Source organism: Thermotoga neapolitana DSM 4359, assembly GCF_000018945.1.
GTDB lineage: Bacteria > Thermotogota > Thermotogae > Thermotogales > Thermotogaceae > Thermotoga > Thermotoga neapolitana.
On record NC_011978.1, the window covers coordinates 252,902 to 268,798 of the forward strand.

General features: G+C 47.7%; 18 protein-coding genes and 1 tRNA gene. 7 read left to right on the forward strand and 12 right to left on the reverse strand.

Translation table 11 applies throughout. The annotated features are described in order from the left end of the window. Window position 1: 1 nt before the first annotated feature. From CTN_RS01270 to CTN_RS01315, 10 genes are all read right to left on the reverse strand, one after another. Window positions 2-1,093, reverse strand: coding sequence for an ROK family transcriptional regulator (locus CTN_RS01270; protein WP_015918763.1), 1,092 nt, complete (start codon window positions 1,091-1,093; stop codon window positions 2-4). Window positions 1,094-1,235: 142 nt separating this feature from the next. Then, window positions 1,236-1,697 (reverse strand): 2-thiouracil desulfurase family protein, encoded by a 462-nt coding sequence (locus CTN_RS01275; RefSeq protein WP_015918764.1) that lies wholly within the window; start codon window positions 1,695-1,697, stop codon window positions 1,236-1,238. Next, window positions 1,694-2,521 (reverse strand): peptidoglycan DD-metalloendopeptidase family protein, encoded by an 828-nt coding sequence (locus tag CTN_RS01280; RefSeq protein WP_015918765.1) that lies wholly within the window; start codon window positions 2,519-2,521, stop codon window positions 1,694-1,696. The genes CTN_RS01275 and CTN_RS01280 overlap by 4 nt, the downstream gene beginning before the upstream one ends. 4 nt (window positions 2,522-2,525) lie before the next feature. Beyond that, window positions 2,526-3,560, reverse strand: a complete 1,035-nt coding sequence (locus CTN_RS01285; RefSeq protein WP_038066431.1) for a protein-glutamate methylesterase/protein-glutamine glutaminase — start codon at window positions 3,558-3,560, stop codon at window positions 2,526-2,528. Then, window positions 3,523-4,005 carry a diacylglycerol kinase family protein gene (locus tag CTN_RS01290; protein ID WP_038066432.1) on the reverse strand — a complete coding sequence of 161 codons (483 nt, stop codon included), beginning with the start codon at window positions 4,003-4,005 and terminating at the stop codon, window positions 3,523-3,525. Before CTN_RS01290 ends, CTN_RS01285 begins: the two co-directional genes overlap by 38 nt. Then, the gene (locus tag CTN_RS01295; protein WP_015918768.1) at window positions 3,986-4,588 is read right to left on the reverse strand and encodes a 2-oxoacid:acceptor oxidoreductase family protein; all 603 of its coding nucleotides are present in this window, start codon (window positions 4,586-4,588) and stop codon (window positions 3,986-3,988) included. Before CTN_RS01295 ends, CTN_RS01290 begins: the two co-directional genes overlap by 20 nt. Continuing rightward, the gene (locus tag CTN_RS01300) at window positions 4,585-5,385 is read right to left on the reverse strand and encodes a 2-oxoacid:ferredoxin oxidoreductase subunit beta (RefSeq protein WP_015918769.1); all 801 of its coding nucleotides are present in this window, start codon (window positions 5,383-5,385) and stop codon (window positions 4,585-4,587) included. The genes CTN_RS01295 and CTN_RS01300 overlap by 4 nt, the downstream gene beginning before the upstream one ends. Next, the gene (locus tag CTN_RS01305) at window positions 5,382-5,891 is read right to left on the reverse strand and encodes a deoxycytidylate deaminase (RefSeq protein WP_038066434.1); all 510 of its coding nucleotides are present in this window, start codon (window positions 5,889-5,891) and stop codon (window positions 5,382-5,384) included. Before CTN_RS01305 ends, CTN_RS01300 begins: the two co-directional genes overlap by 4 nt. A gap of 140 nt (window positions 5,892-6,031) precedes the next feature. After that, a complete protein-coding gene (locus tag CTN_RS01310) occupies window positions 6,032-6,373 on the reverse strand; it encodes a P-II family nitrogen regulator (protein ID WP_038066442.1) in 342 nt (113 codons plus the stop codon). A gap of 13 nt (window positions 6,374-6,386) precedes the next feature. Further along, complete coding sequence (locus tag CTN_RS01315; RefSeq protein WP_041437415.1) at window positions 6,387-7,694, reverse strand: ammonium transporter; 1,308 nt, start codon at window positions 7,692-7,694, stop codon at window positions 6,387-6,389. Window positions 7,695-7,982: 288 nt separating this feature from the next. Between CTN_RS01315 and CTN_RS01320 the strand changes: the two genes are divergently transcribed. Further along, the gene (locus CTN_RS01320) at window positions 7,983-8,531 is read left to right on the forward strand and encodes a thymidine kinase (protein ID WP_038066445.1); all 549 of its coding nucleotides are present in this window, start codon (window positions 7,983-7,985) and stop codon (window positions 8,529-8,531) included. On the opposite strand, the gene CTN_RS01325 is transcribed toward CTN_RS01320, so the two are convergent. Further along, window positions 8,521-9,723: a sensor histidine kinase gene (locus CTN_RS01325; RefSeq protein ID WP_244857363.1), complete on the reverse strand. Its 1,203-nt coding sequence runs from the start codon at window positions 9,721-9,723 to the stop codon at window positions 8,521-8,523. The genes CTN_RS01320 and CTN_RS01325 overlap by 11 nt on opposite strands. After that, complete coding sequence (locus CTN_RS01330) at window positions 9,716-10,387, reverse strand: response regulator transcription factor (RefSeq protein ID WP_038066450.1); 672 nt, start codon at window positions 10,385-10,387, stop codon at window positions 9,716-9,718. Before CTN_RS01330 ends, CTN_RS01325 begins: the two co-directional genes overlap by 8 nt. Before the next feature lie 108 nt (window positions 10,388-10,495). Here CTN_RS01330 and CTN_RS01335 point away from each other — a divergent pair. The 6 genes from CTN_RS01335 (at window position 10,496) to CTN_RS01360 (ending at window position 15,892) form a co-directional block, all read left to right on the forward strand. Further along, window positions 10,496-10,569: transfer RNA gene (locus CTN_RS01335), tRNA-Gln, on the forward strand. A 213-nt stretch (window positions 10,570-10,782) separates the two neighbouring features. Then, window positions 10,783-11,925: a class II glutamine amidotransferase gene (locus CTN_RS01340; protein ID WP_015918776.1), complete on the forward strand. Its 1,143-nt coding sequence runs from the start codon at window positions 10,783-10,785 to the stop codon at window positions 11,923-11,925. Continuing rightward, window positions 11,918-13,441 (forward strand): glutamate synthase-related protein, encoded by a 1,524-nt coding sequence (locus tag CTN_RS01345; protein ID WP_015918777.1) that lies wholly within the window; start codon window positions 11,918-11,920, stop codon window positions 13,439-13,441. The genes CTN_RS01340 and CTN_RS01345 overlap by 8 nt, the downstream gene beginning before the upstream one ends. Before the next feature lie 5 nt (window positions 13,442-13,446). Next, the gene (locus CTN_RS01350) at window positions 13,447-13,893 is read left to right on the forward strand and encodes a 4Fe-4S dicluster domain-containing protein (protein WP_038066467.1); all 447 of its coding nucleotides are present in this window, start codon (window positions 13,447-13,449) and stop codon (window positions 13,891-13,893) included. Further along, a complete protein-coding gene (locus CTN_RS01355; protein ID WP_015918779.1) occupies window positions 13,890-15,167 on the forward strand; it encodes an NAD(P)/FAD-dependent oxidoreductase in 1,278 nt (425 codons plus the stop codon). The genes CTN_RS01350 and CTN_RS01355 overlap by 4 nt, the downstream gene beginning before the upstream one ends. Next, window positions 15,155-15,892: a GltB/FmdC/FwdC-like GXGXG domain-containing protein gene (locus tag CTN_RS01360; RefSeq protein ID WP_015918780.1), complete on the forward strand. Its 738-nt coding sequence runs from the start codon at window positions 15,155-15,157 to the stop codon at window positions 15,890-15,892. Before CTN_RS01355 ends, CTN_RS01360 begins: the two co-directional genes overlap by 13 nt. The last annotated feature ends 5 nt before the right edge of the window (window positions 15,893-15,897 follow it).

The window sequence follows — 15,897 nt, forward strand, 5'->3', positions numbered from 1 at the left end:
TTCATTTCAATCCCAGAACATTTTCGATCACATACAGGGCTCCACCGATTGCAACTCCATACTCTTCTATTTCTCCTCTTTTAATGACGATATCTTCCAGGATATCTTTTGGAACTGTTCGCTCTACGATCGATTTCACAATGGGTGCTATCCTGTCGAACTGGTGAAACCCTATCCCTCCCTTTATGATCACCACGTCCGGATCGAGTATCACAGTGGTATTTGCTATCGCAACTCCAAGGTGTTCCAGACTTTCTCTCAATTCCTCTGGATTCTGCTCAAACACCGTCTCAATGGGTTTTCTAAATTTCTTCTTCAGAGAGTAACCGGAGAACCACTCTTCGAGATGACCAAAACCTTTCTCTGGCACTACGGTTTTGTCCACCGTCCAGTCTGTTATCATGTGGCCGAACTCACCTGCTTTTCCCCGCGCTCCCCTGAAGATCCTTCCCTCGTAAACGATCCCAGAGCCGATACCCCAGCCTATGGATATGAGAAACACACATCTGTAACCCTTCCCTGCACCCACTCTGGTCTCTGCGAAGGCATCGAGATTTGCGTTGTTTTCGATGAAGACAGGATATCCAGCAAAACTTTCCAGTTCCTTTTTCAGATTCCAGTTTGTGATGTTGAATGCAGGTATGCGCTTTATCAACTGGCTTTCATCGACCGTTCCCGGGATTCCTATTCCGATTCCCAAAATTTTGTCGTATTTGAGAAGTGGTTTCATAACCCTTTTTATCTCCTCAAAAAGCTTTTCCTTGTCCAGGTCAGAAGGAAGAACGACGTGTTCTTTCTTCAGGATGCTACCATTCAGATCGGTGAGAACGGCATCGATCTTCGTGCCTCCAACGTCCACTCCCACAACGTATCTGCTTTCAGGAACAAAAGAAAGCAAAACAGGTCTTCTACCACCTCTTGAAGAGCTTTCTTTTTTACCTGTTTCTTTCACAAATCCCAGTTCGATCAACCTGCTCACAGCCTGAGATACCACGGGTTTGCTGATGTTCAGAATCTTGCTTATCTCCACCCTCGATATTTGCCCTCTGTCTTTGATCGTCTGAAGAATCCTTCTTTCGACCTCGCCCAGCATTGGAATCCCCCAGTAGGTTTGTTTTCATTTACTAACCAACCATATTATAATCAATTTGTCAATACAAAGAAAAATAAGAAAAGAGTAAGAAACAAACGTTTCCTTTCATCAAAAGAAAACAATCGCCTGAAAGGGACTATTTTCAAAGAAGATCATTGTTATTCACGAATACTTCGTTTTCCTCGAAGACTTTCAACCCGTTTTTTTCCAGCAGAAAGGCTGTGACACCTTTTCCTGGAACAAGCCTTCCAGAAAAAGATCCATCGTAGACAAAGTTTTTCCCGCAGGAGGGACTCTTTGATTTCAAAATGGCAAGATCCACGTTTAAAAGGCGGGCGATCTGGAGGGTGATCTCCGCTCCCCTGAGGAAATTTTCCGTCCTGTCGTTTCCGAGTTCGTCAACAACACGCTCATTTCCAGTCCAGCCGTGTCCTCCGAGGATCTCACATCGAGGACGTGGCGTGGGAAGGCCACCCAGTTGCTCCGGGCACACGGGAATGATGATGTGTTTTTCCAGAAGTTTCAGAACTTTCTTGTTTTCCTTAGAACGGGCGTCGTATCGGGTAGGAAGACCGAGAAGACATGCACTGACCAGTATCTTCATTCTCCACCTACACCTATGAGTTCTTTCTTCAGCACCCAGATCCTGCTTGGCAGATAGTTCATGGGATTTGTGGCTTTTTGATTCACCCTGACTTCAAAGTGAAGATGTGGTCCAGTACTCAAACCCGTGTTTCCAACCCGTCCTATGATCTGACCCTTCTTCACAAACTGGCCTTCATAAACATCTATCTGAGAAAGATGTCCGTACACGTGCTCGTACGAGGAAGACTTTATCTTTATCATGAGACCGTATCCACTGTTTTCTCCGGCAAATTCAACTATTCCGCTCTCTGCAGCAAAGATGGGTGTTCCCTCCGGTGCCGCTATGTCAATTCCCGAGTGAAATGAGTACTTTCCAGTGATGGGATGTATCCTCCAGCCAAATCCAGAGGAAATGGTACCGTAGACGGGCCATATGAAAAACTTTTCATCGTTGAATGCCGTTCCTATGATACTCTCGGGTATGAAAAGTTTCTGCCCTGTGTAGATGATGTCTGATTCTAAATTATTTGCTTTTTTTATCAAAGAGGCCACGGTGAAAAACCTCTTTGCAATCAAGTCTAGAGTGTCTCCCTTCTTCACTGTATACAGATAACCGGGAGGCTGGGGTATAACGATCTCCTGTCCCACTCTGAGACTTGCAGGAGTGACCCCAGGGTTCCAATCAAGGATGAGAGAGGGTGAAACACCGAAATTTAAAGAGATACTGTACAGTGTATCGTTTTTCTGAACTCTATAGTGCACTAAAAAATAAGACGAAAACCCACAGGCAGCAAGCGTTAAAGCAAGAAGAAAAAGAATGACTCTCCTTTTCATTCTCCCCATCCTTTCACACGAGTTCTATCAATTTTTCCGGGATCTTGTACGCTGGAAGGACGTAATCTGCGTATCCCTCCTCTATCACCGACTTTGGCATCCCAAAAACAACACACGTTTCTTTATCTTCCGCTATCACCTTTCCACCGTAGAATTTGACTTTGAAGGCACCCTTGGTTCCATCTTTTCCCATCCCCGTGAGAATGACCGCTATTGTTTTGGATTTGTAGATCTCCGCTGCCTTGTCGAGGGTGAAGTCCACTGACGGTCTCACGTTGTTTATTTTATCAGACCTGTCTAGGTAAAAAGAAACCCTGCCGTTTTGAACTTTCAATCCAAGATGGTAATCTCCAGGAGCAATGTAGACGTAGCCTGGCTTTGGTTCTTCGCCCTCTTCTGCTTCCTTCACAGAAAGTTCTGAAGAACTGTCGAGTCTCATTGCAAGCGATTTTGTAAAACCAGGTGGCATGTGCTGTACAACAACGATCGGAGCAGGAAAGTTCTTTGGGAGGTTAGGAATGATCATGTCCAGTGATCTGGGTCCCCCCGTTGAAGAGCCAATGACAACAATCTTTCCACTCACGGTAGGTTTGTTTATGGTGAGGCGTGAAACCTTCGGCCTGAAAAGAAGCGTTCGTGGATCCACATTCATGGCCTGTCTGATCTTCTCCAAAAGTTCCGGTGCAACCTGTCTGAAGGTCATAGAAACTGATCCATGAGGCTTGGTGATGAAGTCAACTGCACCGTTTCTGAGGGCCTCGATTGTGATAGCGGCACCCTCTTCGGTGAGACTGCTCACCATTATGACACGGGTCGGTGCCTTTCTCATTATGAGTTTCAGGGCCTCTATACCGTTCAGGTTTGGCATCTCAACGTCCATAGTTATCACATCTGGTTTCAACTCGATGGCTTTTTCGACGGCTTCAAGCCCGTCTTTGGCAAATCCCACCACCTTCATGTCGGGCTGAGAATCTATGATATCCTTCAAAACCATCCTCATGAAGGCGGAATCATCTACCACCAGAACTCTTATCGTTTTTTCCGACATTCCTATACCTCCTCACAAAAACGGAGAATAATGGGAAGAATATCAGAACTCCAGAGACAAAGAACTTAGCAAAGGATGGAGACCACGAAAAAAGAGCCCTTCCCAGTATCAAAATTCCCACGACCACGGAAAACAGAGAGTACCAGAGAACGAATCCGGCCGCTATATCCTTCACCAGTTTCACAGATTCACTGTAGTCCTCGAAGAACAGATCGAGAAACTTCTCGATAACCGTGTTCAGAAGTTCTGCACCTATGACCGAAAAGATAGCAAAATACACCCACAGCAGGTCTTTCTCACTCAAGGGCAAAAAAAGAGAAAAAACGGCCACAGCGATTCCTATGAAGAAATGTATCTTGAGATTCCTCTCAAGTCTTAAGGCACTTTCTATACCTTCGAAGGCATTTCTGAAGGACTTCAGGATATTATTCGAATCCCGCCGCAAGTCTTTTCCACACCCTCTCTGTCTTTACTTTGAACTGTTTGTCAAACATGCTGTAACCCATCTCCAAGGCTTTCAAATTCATCTCCCAAAGGGGTCTTTTCACATAGTCTCTCAACGATCTTTTCAGAGATTCCAATTTCACTATGTTGCAAACCTTCGCAAGAACTCCCACCATTATCATGTTGGAAACCAGAGGGGTTTTGAAATTCGATATGGATTTCTCTGTTGCAGGAACAAACAGTATCTTTCGGGTGATTCGTTTCACAAAATCTGGGATGTTCTTCACCAGTGTTTGATCCAGAATCAGTACCCCGTTCACCTTGAGCGAGCGATGAAGTTCGTCCATCGCCTTCTGGTGCATCACACACAGAACATCGAAGTATTCGGCCTCCGGGTAATCTATGGGATTGTCGTCGAAAAGGACGTCGCAATGACTCACATCGCCCCTCACCTGGGCGGTGTAGGACTGCGTCTGAACAACCCACTTTCCTTCATAAACGAGGGCCTTTGAGAGAATCAAACCAGCGAGGATGTTTCCCTGCCCACTGATTCCCGCTATTCTGATAGAAACAGGCTCTGTCATTCCATCGCACCCTCTCGCCTTGTCAACCGCCTGTAAACCGTCAGGAAATCCTCTTTTTCCTCGTCCCGGAAGACTCCTATCTTTATTTTACCCTCCTGAGGTCGCTCGAGGAAACAGGTGTTGTTCTTGAAGTATTCCATCATCTGGTAGGGTTCTGGCATTCCGTTGTACCTTCCAAAATAAGTGTGACAGTTCGTCAGAACATCGACCACGGATATTCCTCTGTGCCTGAGGGCTCTTTTCAGGATCTCGACGAGGTGATCATAATGGTACACGGTGCTTCTTGCAACGAAAGTGGCTCCGGCTGAAAGGGCCAGTTCAACCACATCGAGTGGTTCCACAAACGATCCCATTGGTGTGGTGGAAGTCTGGTGATAGATGGGAGTGGTGGAGGAGACCTGACCTCCCGTCATACCGTAGATCATATTGTTGAAGACGATGACGGTTATATCTATGTTTCTTCTGCAGGCGTGTATGAAATGGTTCCCTCCTATGGATACGATGTCTCCGTCTCCCCCCATGACCACCACTTCGAAATCCGGTTTTGCCAGTTTCACACCGGTTGCGAATGCAATCGCCCTTCCGTGGAGGGTGTGCAATGTGTTGAAATCAAGATACCCTGTTGCCCTGGAGGAACAACCGATCCCTGAGACAACGGCAACTTTTTCTTTTGGAAGAGAAAGGGCGTCAACCGCTTCGAGGAAGGCTCTCAGAACGATCCCGTTTCCACAACCCGGGCACCAGACACTGGGCCATCTGCCGGGTCTCAAATAGGAAATGAGCCTATTGGTTTTCACCTCTGATCACCTTCGAAGCGAACACTTTCCACACCCGTGAATTTGAAGAAGAAATCCGTCAAAGGGTCCGGGTAGTCTTTCTCATAGACTACACGCTTTATTCCAGCGTTCACTAGAAGTCTTGCGCAGATGGAACATGGCTTGTGCGTTACGTAGATGGTGGCACCGTTCACAGCAATTCCGAACTTTGCAGCCTGCATGAGGGCGTTTTGCTCTGCATGGAGTGCGTAGCATATCTCCTGGTGCTCTCCGGAATTTATTCCAAGATCATCACGAATACATCCCACTTCGTTGCAGTGAGGAAATTTTGAGGGAGGCTGGTTGTATCCTGTGGCGAGGATTCGATGGTCTTTCACAATCACAGCTCCCACTTTTCTGTGGAAGCATGTGGATCTTTCGCTGACCATCCTGGCGATTCTCATGAAGTAAGAGTCCCAGGACTCTCTATCGTCGGGCTTTTTCTCCACTTTCAGGTTGTTCAGGTACTCTTCCAGTCTGCCTTTCACACGCTCACCCTTATGAGATTGTATCACAGCAAAAGCGAGGGCTTTACATGCCCTCGCTCTCTGTAGTATAATTTCAGTCCCGGACATCATACGAGGAGGACGGGAAAAAGGGAGGAGGTGTCTCCTCCCGAAAAGAAACCTTACCCTATGGCCTCCCGTCCTCTCTCCCCCGTTCTGATTCTGATACAGTCCAGAAGGTCCAGAACGAAAATCTTCCCGTCTCCTATGTTTCCCGTTCTTGCTCCCTTTTGAATCGCCTCAATGGTTGGTTCAACAAAACCTTCGTTGACCGCTATGAGAAGCATCACTTTCTTGAGAAGGTTCACTTCTTCTATTTCACCTCTGTATGTCTCTGTGTAGCCCTTTTGCTGCCCGCATCCAAGAACGTTCATCACGGTCATCTTGTAGACCTGAGCGTCGAAGAGTGCCTTTTTCACATCCGGTAACTTGTGGGGCTGTATAACGGCTATGATCAGTTTCATGCTACCACCTCCTTTATCTTGTGGTGAAGATTTCAAAGTCAGCGTACCCTTCCATACCGTGTTCGTCTATGTCCAGCCCCTTCAGTTCTGTGTCTCTGTCCACCCTCAAACCGATGGTCTTCTTGATGAACCAGAACACAAGGAAACTGGTCGCAACAGTCCAGGCGAACACACTGATAACTCCCAGAAACTGCACTCCAAGTTGGTGTACTCCTCCTCCGAAGAAGAGACCTTGCACATCCCCCATCCCACTTGCGAGAGCATACTTACTCTCCGCAAAAAGCCCCACGGCGAGCGTTCCCCATGCACCGTTGACACCGTGAACGGATATGGCACCAACGGGATCGTCGATCTTCAAAACCTTGTCGAAGAATTCAACGGCGAAGACAACTATCACACCTCCGATCGCTCCTATGATCAGTGAACTCACGGGAGACACCACAGCACACGGTGCGGTGATGGCGACAAGACCAGCCAGAGCACCGTTCATCGTCATACTCGCATCTGGCTTTCCATATCTCATCCACACGGTGATCATCGCGGCGAGCGCACCGGCAGCAGCAGCGAGGTTGGTGTTCAGTATGATCATCCCTATTGCACCGTTCGTTCCGGCAAGGGTACTTCCTCCATTGAACCCGAACCATCCAAACCAGAGGATGAAGGTTCCGAGTGCCGCAAGGGGAATGTTGTGACCAGGAATGGGCCTGGGATTTCCCTGACTGTCGTATTTTCCAAACCTGGGGCCAAGAAGGGCAGCACCTATCATGGCAGCCCAGCCACCGACAGAGTGAACAACGGTAGAACCCGCAAAATCGATGAAGCCTCTCTGGGCAAGCCATCCACCACCCCATATCCACCTTCCAACGACCGAGTAGATGATACCCGTTATGAAACCCGTGTAGGCAAGGTATGCGGAAAATTTGGTGCGCTCCGCCATCGCTCCTGACACGATCGTTGCTGCCGTTCCAGCGAAGGCCATCTGAAACATCCACATGGCAAATTCCCACAAACCCTCTTTCATGGAAGGGTCAAAGGTGAGAGGATGTGTGCCGAACATGATCCAGTAACCAAACAAAAAGTAAACCACAGACCCGATCGAAAAATCCATGAGGTTCTTCATGACGATGTTCACCGTGTTCTTTGCACGAGTGAAACCTGACTCTACCATGGCGAAACCTGCCTGCATGAAAAAGACCAGTGCTGCAGAGACAAGAAGCCAGACCATGTCCAGAGACCAACCAACATCCACACTGCCGTCCTGAGCGAAACCAAGGGAGAGCAGAACAAAGGCGAGCATCAAAAAGAGAAACTTCCTCCGCATGAGAACACCTCCTCCTAATAGTGTTGATTTATATATCAATGTGAATATAAATAACTTCTTTTTAGAAACGCAAAAAACAAATACCCTATGAGGTCCGCCTTCTGAGGGCACGAACCCCATATATGGTTGGATATTTTGTTGTGGATTTCCGGGAAAAATTCTCTGGATGTCTTTTATATGCTTTAATAGTATCAGCCTCAAAAGGTGCCGTCAATTATGAGAATGTTTCAGTTTGGGTGGGCAGAGTGTTAACACGAAGAGTTGTATAATCGTTGGGGAGGGATCGACGTGTCCGGAAAACTCACCGTGATCACAGGGCCAATGTACTCTGGAAAAACAACAGAACTTCTCTCTTTTGTGGAAATATACAGGCTGGGAAGAAAAAAGGTTGCGGTTTTCAAACCGAAAATCGACAACAGATATCACTCAACGAAGATCGTATCCCACTCTGGTGATGGTGTAGAAGCGTTCACTGTGGAACGACCTGAGGAGATGTGGAAATACATCGACGAAGAAACAAGGGGAGTGTTCGTAGACGAGGTGCAGTTTTTCAGCCGCGATCTGTTTGACGTGGTGAGGGAACTTCTGAACAGAGGAATAGACGTCTTCTGTGCAGGACTCGATCTCACCCACAAACAAAACCCGTTCGAAACTACAGCCATGCTTTTGAGCCTTGCAGACACCGTGATAAAGAAGAAGGCAGTCTGTCAGAGATGCGGTGAGTACAGCGCCACACTCACACTGAAAATAGCCGGTGGTGAAGAAGAGATCGATGTCGGCGGCCAGGAAAAGTACATAGCAGTCTGCCGGGATTGCTATAACGCCCTCAAAAAATGATCTTGAAAGTACTACCCTTTCCTTCCTCGCTCTCCAGAACTATCTTTGCCTTCAACCTTGCGACGAGTTCCTTCACTATAGAAAGGCCAAGGCCCGATCCTTCCGTGTTTCGAGAGATCCTGTAGAACCTCTCAAAGATTTTTTTCTGCTCCTTCTTCGGAATTCCAGGTCCTGTGTCCTTCACGTATATCGTTACTCTACCGTCACTAACGGCACCAACGATTACCTCCCCTTTTTCTGTGAACTTTATGGCGTTGTCTATCAGGTTTTCCAGCACAACCCTCAGGACGTCCTTTTCCGTCTCCACAAAAAGATCATCCGGACACTCGATCTTGAGTTTCAAATTCTTTGCTTCTGCCTTCGGTGCAAACGCTTCTACCAGTTCTTCCAGAAACACCTTCAGGTTTATTCTTTCCTTCACAGTGTCTTTGAACATCTCACCACTTTTCACAAGAAGAAGGAGTTGTTCAACCTGTTTTCTCATCTTCTCCACGTTCTTTTCCATGATCGAAAGCTTATTCTTCACCTCTTCAGGCACATCTTGGTACTTCAACACATCGAGGCTGGTCTTCAAAACGGAAAGTGGTGTTTTCAACTCGTGAGAGGCGTCCATCGAAAACCTTTTCAAACTATCGTAGGCATTTTTCACAGGAAGAAGTGCCAGTTTCGAAATGAAATACCCGAATATCCAGGCGCCACCCGCCGTGAAAACGATCAAAAGAAGGTACATAGACAGAAGCCTTCTGCTACGCTCCATAAGATCCGATATGTCTTTTCCCACCCTCAGAAATATGGTGGTGTCTCCCAGATCGATCTTCTTTGTAAACACCCTGTAGTTTCCCTCTGTGGAAAATCCCTCCTTTACAGGCATTTCAGGAGTGTCGAGTTGTTCTCCAACTTCCAGAAACACCTCACCTGATGAGAGAAGAAGTTGAAAGGCCTCACCTCGTGGGACAAAAAGGGGAGGCATTCCTTTCATCATCCGAAGCATTCCCATCATGCCTGGAGCGCTGAGTCTTTTTTCGATGAACTCAGCGGTTCTCACAAGATCACCATCGAACTGTCTGGTGATTCTGTTCTTTTCAACCATGAAAACAGCCCCCGCAACCACCGCAACAACAAAGACGATGGAAAGCGTGAAGATGAGAGTCCATGTAAGGTGAGTTTTTCTGAAAGCTTTCTTCTCATTCATCACGGACAACATAACCAATTCCCCTCACAGTGTGGATTATCTTCTTTTTGAAGCCCCTGTCGATCTTTTTTCTCAGGTTCTTGATGTGACTTCTGAGCGTATCGGAAAAGACGGTGTCATCAAAACTCCAGAGGTGCTCCTGCAGTTCCTCCTTTGTAACCACCCTGTTTTTGTTCATCATGAGGTACTCCAGTATCTGGTACTCTTTTTTCGTAAGATCGATCTCTTTTCCTCCTCTGAAGACCTTCCTGGTAGCCGTATCCAGAATTAGGTCTCCACAGACCAGTTTGACATTTTTGTTCTCTGCCTTCCTTCTGATCAAAGCCTTCACCCGGGCAATGAGTTCTCTGAGATCGAAGGGCTTTGGAAGATAATCGTCGGCTCCCATGTTGAGGCCTTTCACCCGGTACTCCACATCCGAAAGGGCTGTGAGCATCAGAACGGGAGTGTTTATACCCTTTTCCCTCATAGCCTTCAGGATCTCCCAGCCATCGTGAACGGGAAGCAACACATCCAGAATCACCACATCGAAGTCTTCGTTTAGAGCCATGTACATTCCCTCTTCACCGTCGTAGCAGACATCAACGGTGAACATCTCTTTTTTCAGAGCCTCGGCGATCAGATCTGCAAGATCCTTTTCGTCTTCCACAAGGAGAACTCTCATTCTATCACCCCGATATGAAGATTTTATCAATTTGAACGTGAAAAAGTCGTGGAAATTCCCTCCCTTGAAATCTCATTACCTCTGGTGTATAATAAGAAAGCAGGAGTTTGGGAGGTCGTCTAACGGTAGGACGGCGGACTCTGGATCCGCTGGTGGAGGTTCGAGTCCTCCCCTCCCAGCCAGCCAAAGGGGATGCAGTAGCATCCCCTGTTTTTGTATCCACATATCGTTTTTATTTTTATGCTGTATTTGGAATATTTACGGCCATTTTTCACAATCTCACCCTACATTTCTCAAATGAAAAATTTATGCTACGTTTATTGCAAATAGAACTCCTCTATGGTATAAATGTTATACACAAGATTTCATATTCATGCCTTTCCGTTCGCTAGGAGGTGAATGCCTTGCCCTATGACCTCCCTCGTTTGATACCCGACAGGGATTTTAAAGTTCCATCCGCGTGTGGTGTTTCTGGAATAATGAACACATCCGGAAAGAGATTCAGCGGAAGCACAATTGTTGAAACAATGGCTTTGATGCGCGAAAGGGGAAACGGCCTCGGAGCAGGTTACGCCGCCTACGGCATATACCCAGAACTCAAAGATTTTTACTGCTTTCACATGCTCTACGACAGTGAACTGGACAAGAAAAATGCAGAAGAGTACATAAAATCCCACTACGAGATCATCGAAAGCGAACCCATCCCCACCAGAAAGAATCCCCATATCAAGGAAGTCCACATCCTCTGGCGATACTTCCTGAAACCAAAGAGCATACCAGAGGGTTTCACCGAAGAAGACTTTGTCGTCGATACGGTGATGTTCATAAACGAGAAGATCAAGGGTGCCTTTGTTATGTCCAGTGGAAAGAACATGGGAGTCTTTAAAGGTGTGGGCTTCCCTGAGGACATCGCCGACTTTTACAGAATCGATGAGTACAAGGGCTACATCTGGACTGCCCACAACAGGTTCCCCACGAACACCGTTGGATGGTGGGGTGGAGCGCATCCCTTCGGAATCCTCGACTGGACGGTTGTGCACAACGGGGAGATCTCGTCCTACGGTATAAACAGAAGATTTCTGGAAGCGTACGGTTACAAATGTACCCTCATGACGGACACCGAAGTTGTGGCGTATCTTGTGGACCTGTTCATGAGAAGGTTCGGATACAGTCCCAAAATCACTGCAAAAATACTCGCTGCTCCTCTGTGGAAAGACATAGACCTCATGCCAGAAGAAGAGAGAAAACTCTACACTGCCCTGAGGATGAACTACGGTGGAGCCCTTCTCAACGGCCCCTTTGCCATCATTGTTGCAAACAGCAACATGATGATGGGGCTGAACGACAGGATAAAACTCAGACCCCTCGTGGCTGCCACGAAAGATGATTTCCTCTACATTGCCTCCGAAGAATCCGCCATAAGGGTTGTTTGCCCCGAACCAGATGAGGTGTGGGCTCCCAAGGCGGGTGAACCCGTTGTGGGAGTCCTGAAATCCACCGAAAAAGTCCGGGTGGCATTGGAGGGAGAGAATGGCTAAGAGAAAAGTCCCAGCGGAATTTGTTGTGGAACGCGATGATTACAAGTGCATAAGATGCCTTGCCTGTGTCAGAGTGTGCTCCTATGGGGCAAACTACTACGATGAGAACGCCAACAGGGTCTACACGGAAAATTACAAGTGTGTTGGATGTCACTTCTGTGAAGCCATATGCCCGACAGAGGCCATAACGGTTCGAAGGAACAATTTCGACATCAGGCCTCTTGCGCACTGGACGCCAGAACACCTGATCGGGATCATGAAACAGGCAGACACCGGCGGGGTTCTGCTCACCAGTATGGGAAACGACAGACCGTACTTCAGTTACTTCGATAGGATCGTTCTAAACGCAAGTCAGGTGACGAATCCATCGATAGATCCTCTCAGAGAGCCAATGGAGATCAGAACCTACATAGGAAGAAAAGAGGCAAAACTGGAGATAGAAGAAGACGGAGAAGGAAACGTGGCCCTCAAAACAGAGATAGCTCCCCAGTTGAAACTGGAAGTTCCCGTCATGTTCACCGCTATGTCCTACGGTTCGATCAGTTTGAACGCCCTTCTGTCTCTGGCGAGGGCAGCAAGAACGATTGGAACCTTCTTCAACACAGGTGAAGGTGGCCTTCCGAAGGAACTCAGAGAGTTCAAAGACAACATGATAGTTCAGGTTGCCTCCGGTCGTTTCGGTGTGAGTGCAGATTATCTGAACGCAGGTTCAGCCGTCGAGATAAAAATAGGACAGGGTGCAAAACCGGGAATCGGAGGACACCTTCCCGGTGAGAAGGTCACAGAACCCATCTCGGAGACCAGAATGATACCCGTTGGGACCGATGCCTTATCTCCTGCCCCACACCACGATATCTACTCCATAGAAGACCTCAGACAGCTCATCTATGCCATAAAAGAAGCCACAAGGTACGAAAAACCTGTCGGCGTCAAGATCGCGGCGGTGCACAACGTGGCCCCCATAGCGGCCGGTATGGTCAGGGCGGGAGCAGACTACATCGTGATAGACGGTATCAGGGGAGGAACGGGTGCCGCCCCCAAGGTGACGAGGGATCATGTGGGAATCCCCATAGAGTTTGCCATCGCCGTGGTCGATCAGAGACTCAGAGAAGAGGGAATAAGACACATGGCATCGATCGTTGTGGCAGGAGGTATCAGAAACAGTGCGGATGTTATCAAAGCAATCGCGCTTGGAGCGGATGCAGTTTACATAGGAACAGCGGCACTGGTTGCCCTCGGCTGTCATCTCTGCCAGACGTGTTACCTTGGAAAGTGTAACTGGGGTATAGCCACTCAGGATCCGAAACTCACAAAAAGGCTCAACCCGGAGATAGGAGCAAGGAGGGCGGCAAACCTTCTGAGGGCCTGGGCACACGAAATAAAAGAAATCCTGGGTGGAATGGGAATCAACGCCATAGAATCCCTCAGGGGCAACAGAGAGGCACTCAGGGGAGTTGGACTGCACGAGTACGAACTGAAACTCCTTGGAATCAAACCCGCGGGAGAGGCGTGGTGATAACTGTGAGGAGAATTCTCATCAGAGAAGAGTACTGTATGGGCTGTAAACTCTGTGAGATAAACTGTGTTGCCGCACAGGTGGGAACGGGAAACCTGATAAAGATTTACAGATACGTCCCGGAACTTCCTGAACCAAACGTGATCGTAGAAGAGCACGATTACATTACTTTTGCCCTTCAATGCAGAAACTGTGATGATCCCTCCTGTTTGAAAGCCTGTATGACAGGGGCGATGCACAGAGATCCAGAGACAGGTGCCATAAAAGTGAACCAGGAAAAGTGCGTTGGATGCTGGATGTGTGTCATGGCATGTCCGTTCGGTGTGGTGAGAAGAAGCACAAAAGAAAAGAAAGTGGCTTCCAAATGTGATCTCTGCATCGACAGAGGAACTCCTGCCTGTGTCGAGGGATGCCCGAACGAAGCCCTTGTTCTTGTTGAGGTGAGAGGATGAGGTACATTGTGGTTGGCTCAGGACCTGCCGGTTTGAATGCGATAGAGGCGATCAGAGAACTCGACAAAGACGGAGAGATTCTCCTCACCACAGCGGAAAAGTACGTTGGGTACTCCAGACCCCTCATCACCTACCTCCTTGGAAGGAAAGTGACGGAAGAAAAGATGTACTACAGAACAGAGGACTACCTGAAGGAAATGGGAGTTTCAATAAAGCCTGCCACCAGGGTAGAACGGGTGATTCCCAAAGAAAAGGTAGTTGTAACCAGCACGGGGGAAAAGATAGCATACGATAAACTCCTTCTTGCCGTCGGTGGAAAACCCTTCGTTCCGAAGATAGAGGGCCTTGAGGGAAAGGAAGGAGTTTTCACCTTCACCACCTGGGAAGACGAAGAAAGAGTAGAAAGATACATAAAGGAAAACGACGTGAGAGAAGCCGTTGTACTCGGTGGAGGATTGATCGGTCTCAAAACAACAGAGGCTCTGATGGAACTCGGAGTGAAGGTGACCATCGTTGAACTTGCAGACAGGATTCTCTCTGTTACGTTCGACAAAAAAGCTTCCGAGATCATCACCAACGCTTTGAAAAAAGAAGGATGCGATGTGATCACAAACGACACCATCGTAGCGGTAAAAGGTGAAGGCTCAGTTTCTTCCGTCGTCCTGAAAAGTGGAAAAGAAATCCCCACCAGACTTCTCATCATCGCCATAGGCGTTAGACCGAACGTGGATTTTCTCAAAGATTCCGGTATAGAAATAAACAGAGGCATCGTGGTGAACGAAAAAATGGAAACAAGCGAAAAAGATATCTACGCCGCGGGAGATTGTACAGAGTTCTACGATCTGATCGACGGCCAGCGAAAGACGATAGCCATCTGGCCCGTTGCCGTCGCCCAGGGAAGAGTAGCAGGCTACAACATGGCAGGAGGAAATGTAAGATACCCCGGTGGTATTCCCATGAACTCTGTCGAACTTGCAGGAATTCCCACCATATCTGTTGGACACACCAACGTCGAAGGTGATGAGTACGAAATCCTCACCTACGAGGAAGGAAACACCTACAAGAAGATGGTCATAAAAGACAATAAACTCATAGGTGCCGTCCTTGTCAACGATATAGACAGGGCAGGAATCTACACGGGACTCATTCTTCAGAAGATGGATGTGTCTTCTTTCAAGGACAAACTCCTCGACGAAAACTTCGGTCTTGTGTACCTGCCGAAGGAGTTCAGAAAGAAGATGCTGGAGGGGGAAGTAAAGATATGGTTAGAATAGACGCAAAGGGACTCCACTACAAAAAGCTGAACGACATGATATGGGAAGCGATAGAAAACGGAGAAACGGAGATCGTTCTCGATAACGTCTGTGGTCAGAGATACATAGGAGCAGGGATCAGAAAGAAGGTCCGAATAGAGATAAATGGAGTTCCCGGAAACGACCTCGGTGTTTTCATGGATGGCCCCGAAATAACCGTGAATGGAAACGCTCAGGACGGCGTGGGAAACACCATGAACTCTGGAAAGATAGTGGTACATGGCCACGCGGGAGACATCATAGGTTACGCCATGAGGGGCGGGCACATCTACATAAAAAAAAGTGCAGGATACCGTGTGGGAATACACATGAAGGCCTACAAGGAGAACTATCCCGTAATCGTGATTGGGGGATTTGCAAGGGATTTTCTGGGAGAATACATGGCAGGAGGCTTGCTCATAGTTCTAGGCCTGGAAAAGGATGAAGATGGAAACATCGCTGGCAACTACGTTGGAACGGGAATGCACGGTGGAGAGATCTTTCTGAGAGGGAACATAGAAGAACACAAACTTGGAAAAGAAGTGAAGATCTTCCAGCCTTCTGAAGAGGACATGAACCGGATCAGACCTTACATCGAAGAATTCTGTAGACTCTTTGAGTACGATCCAGAAGAAATACTGAGCGAGGAGTTCATCCTTCTGAAACCGTACACCCACAGACCTTACGGAAGGTTGTACGCTTATTAAAAATA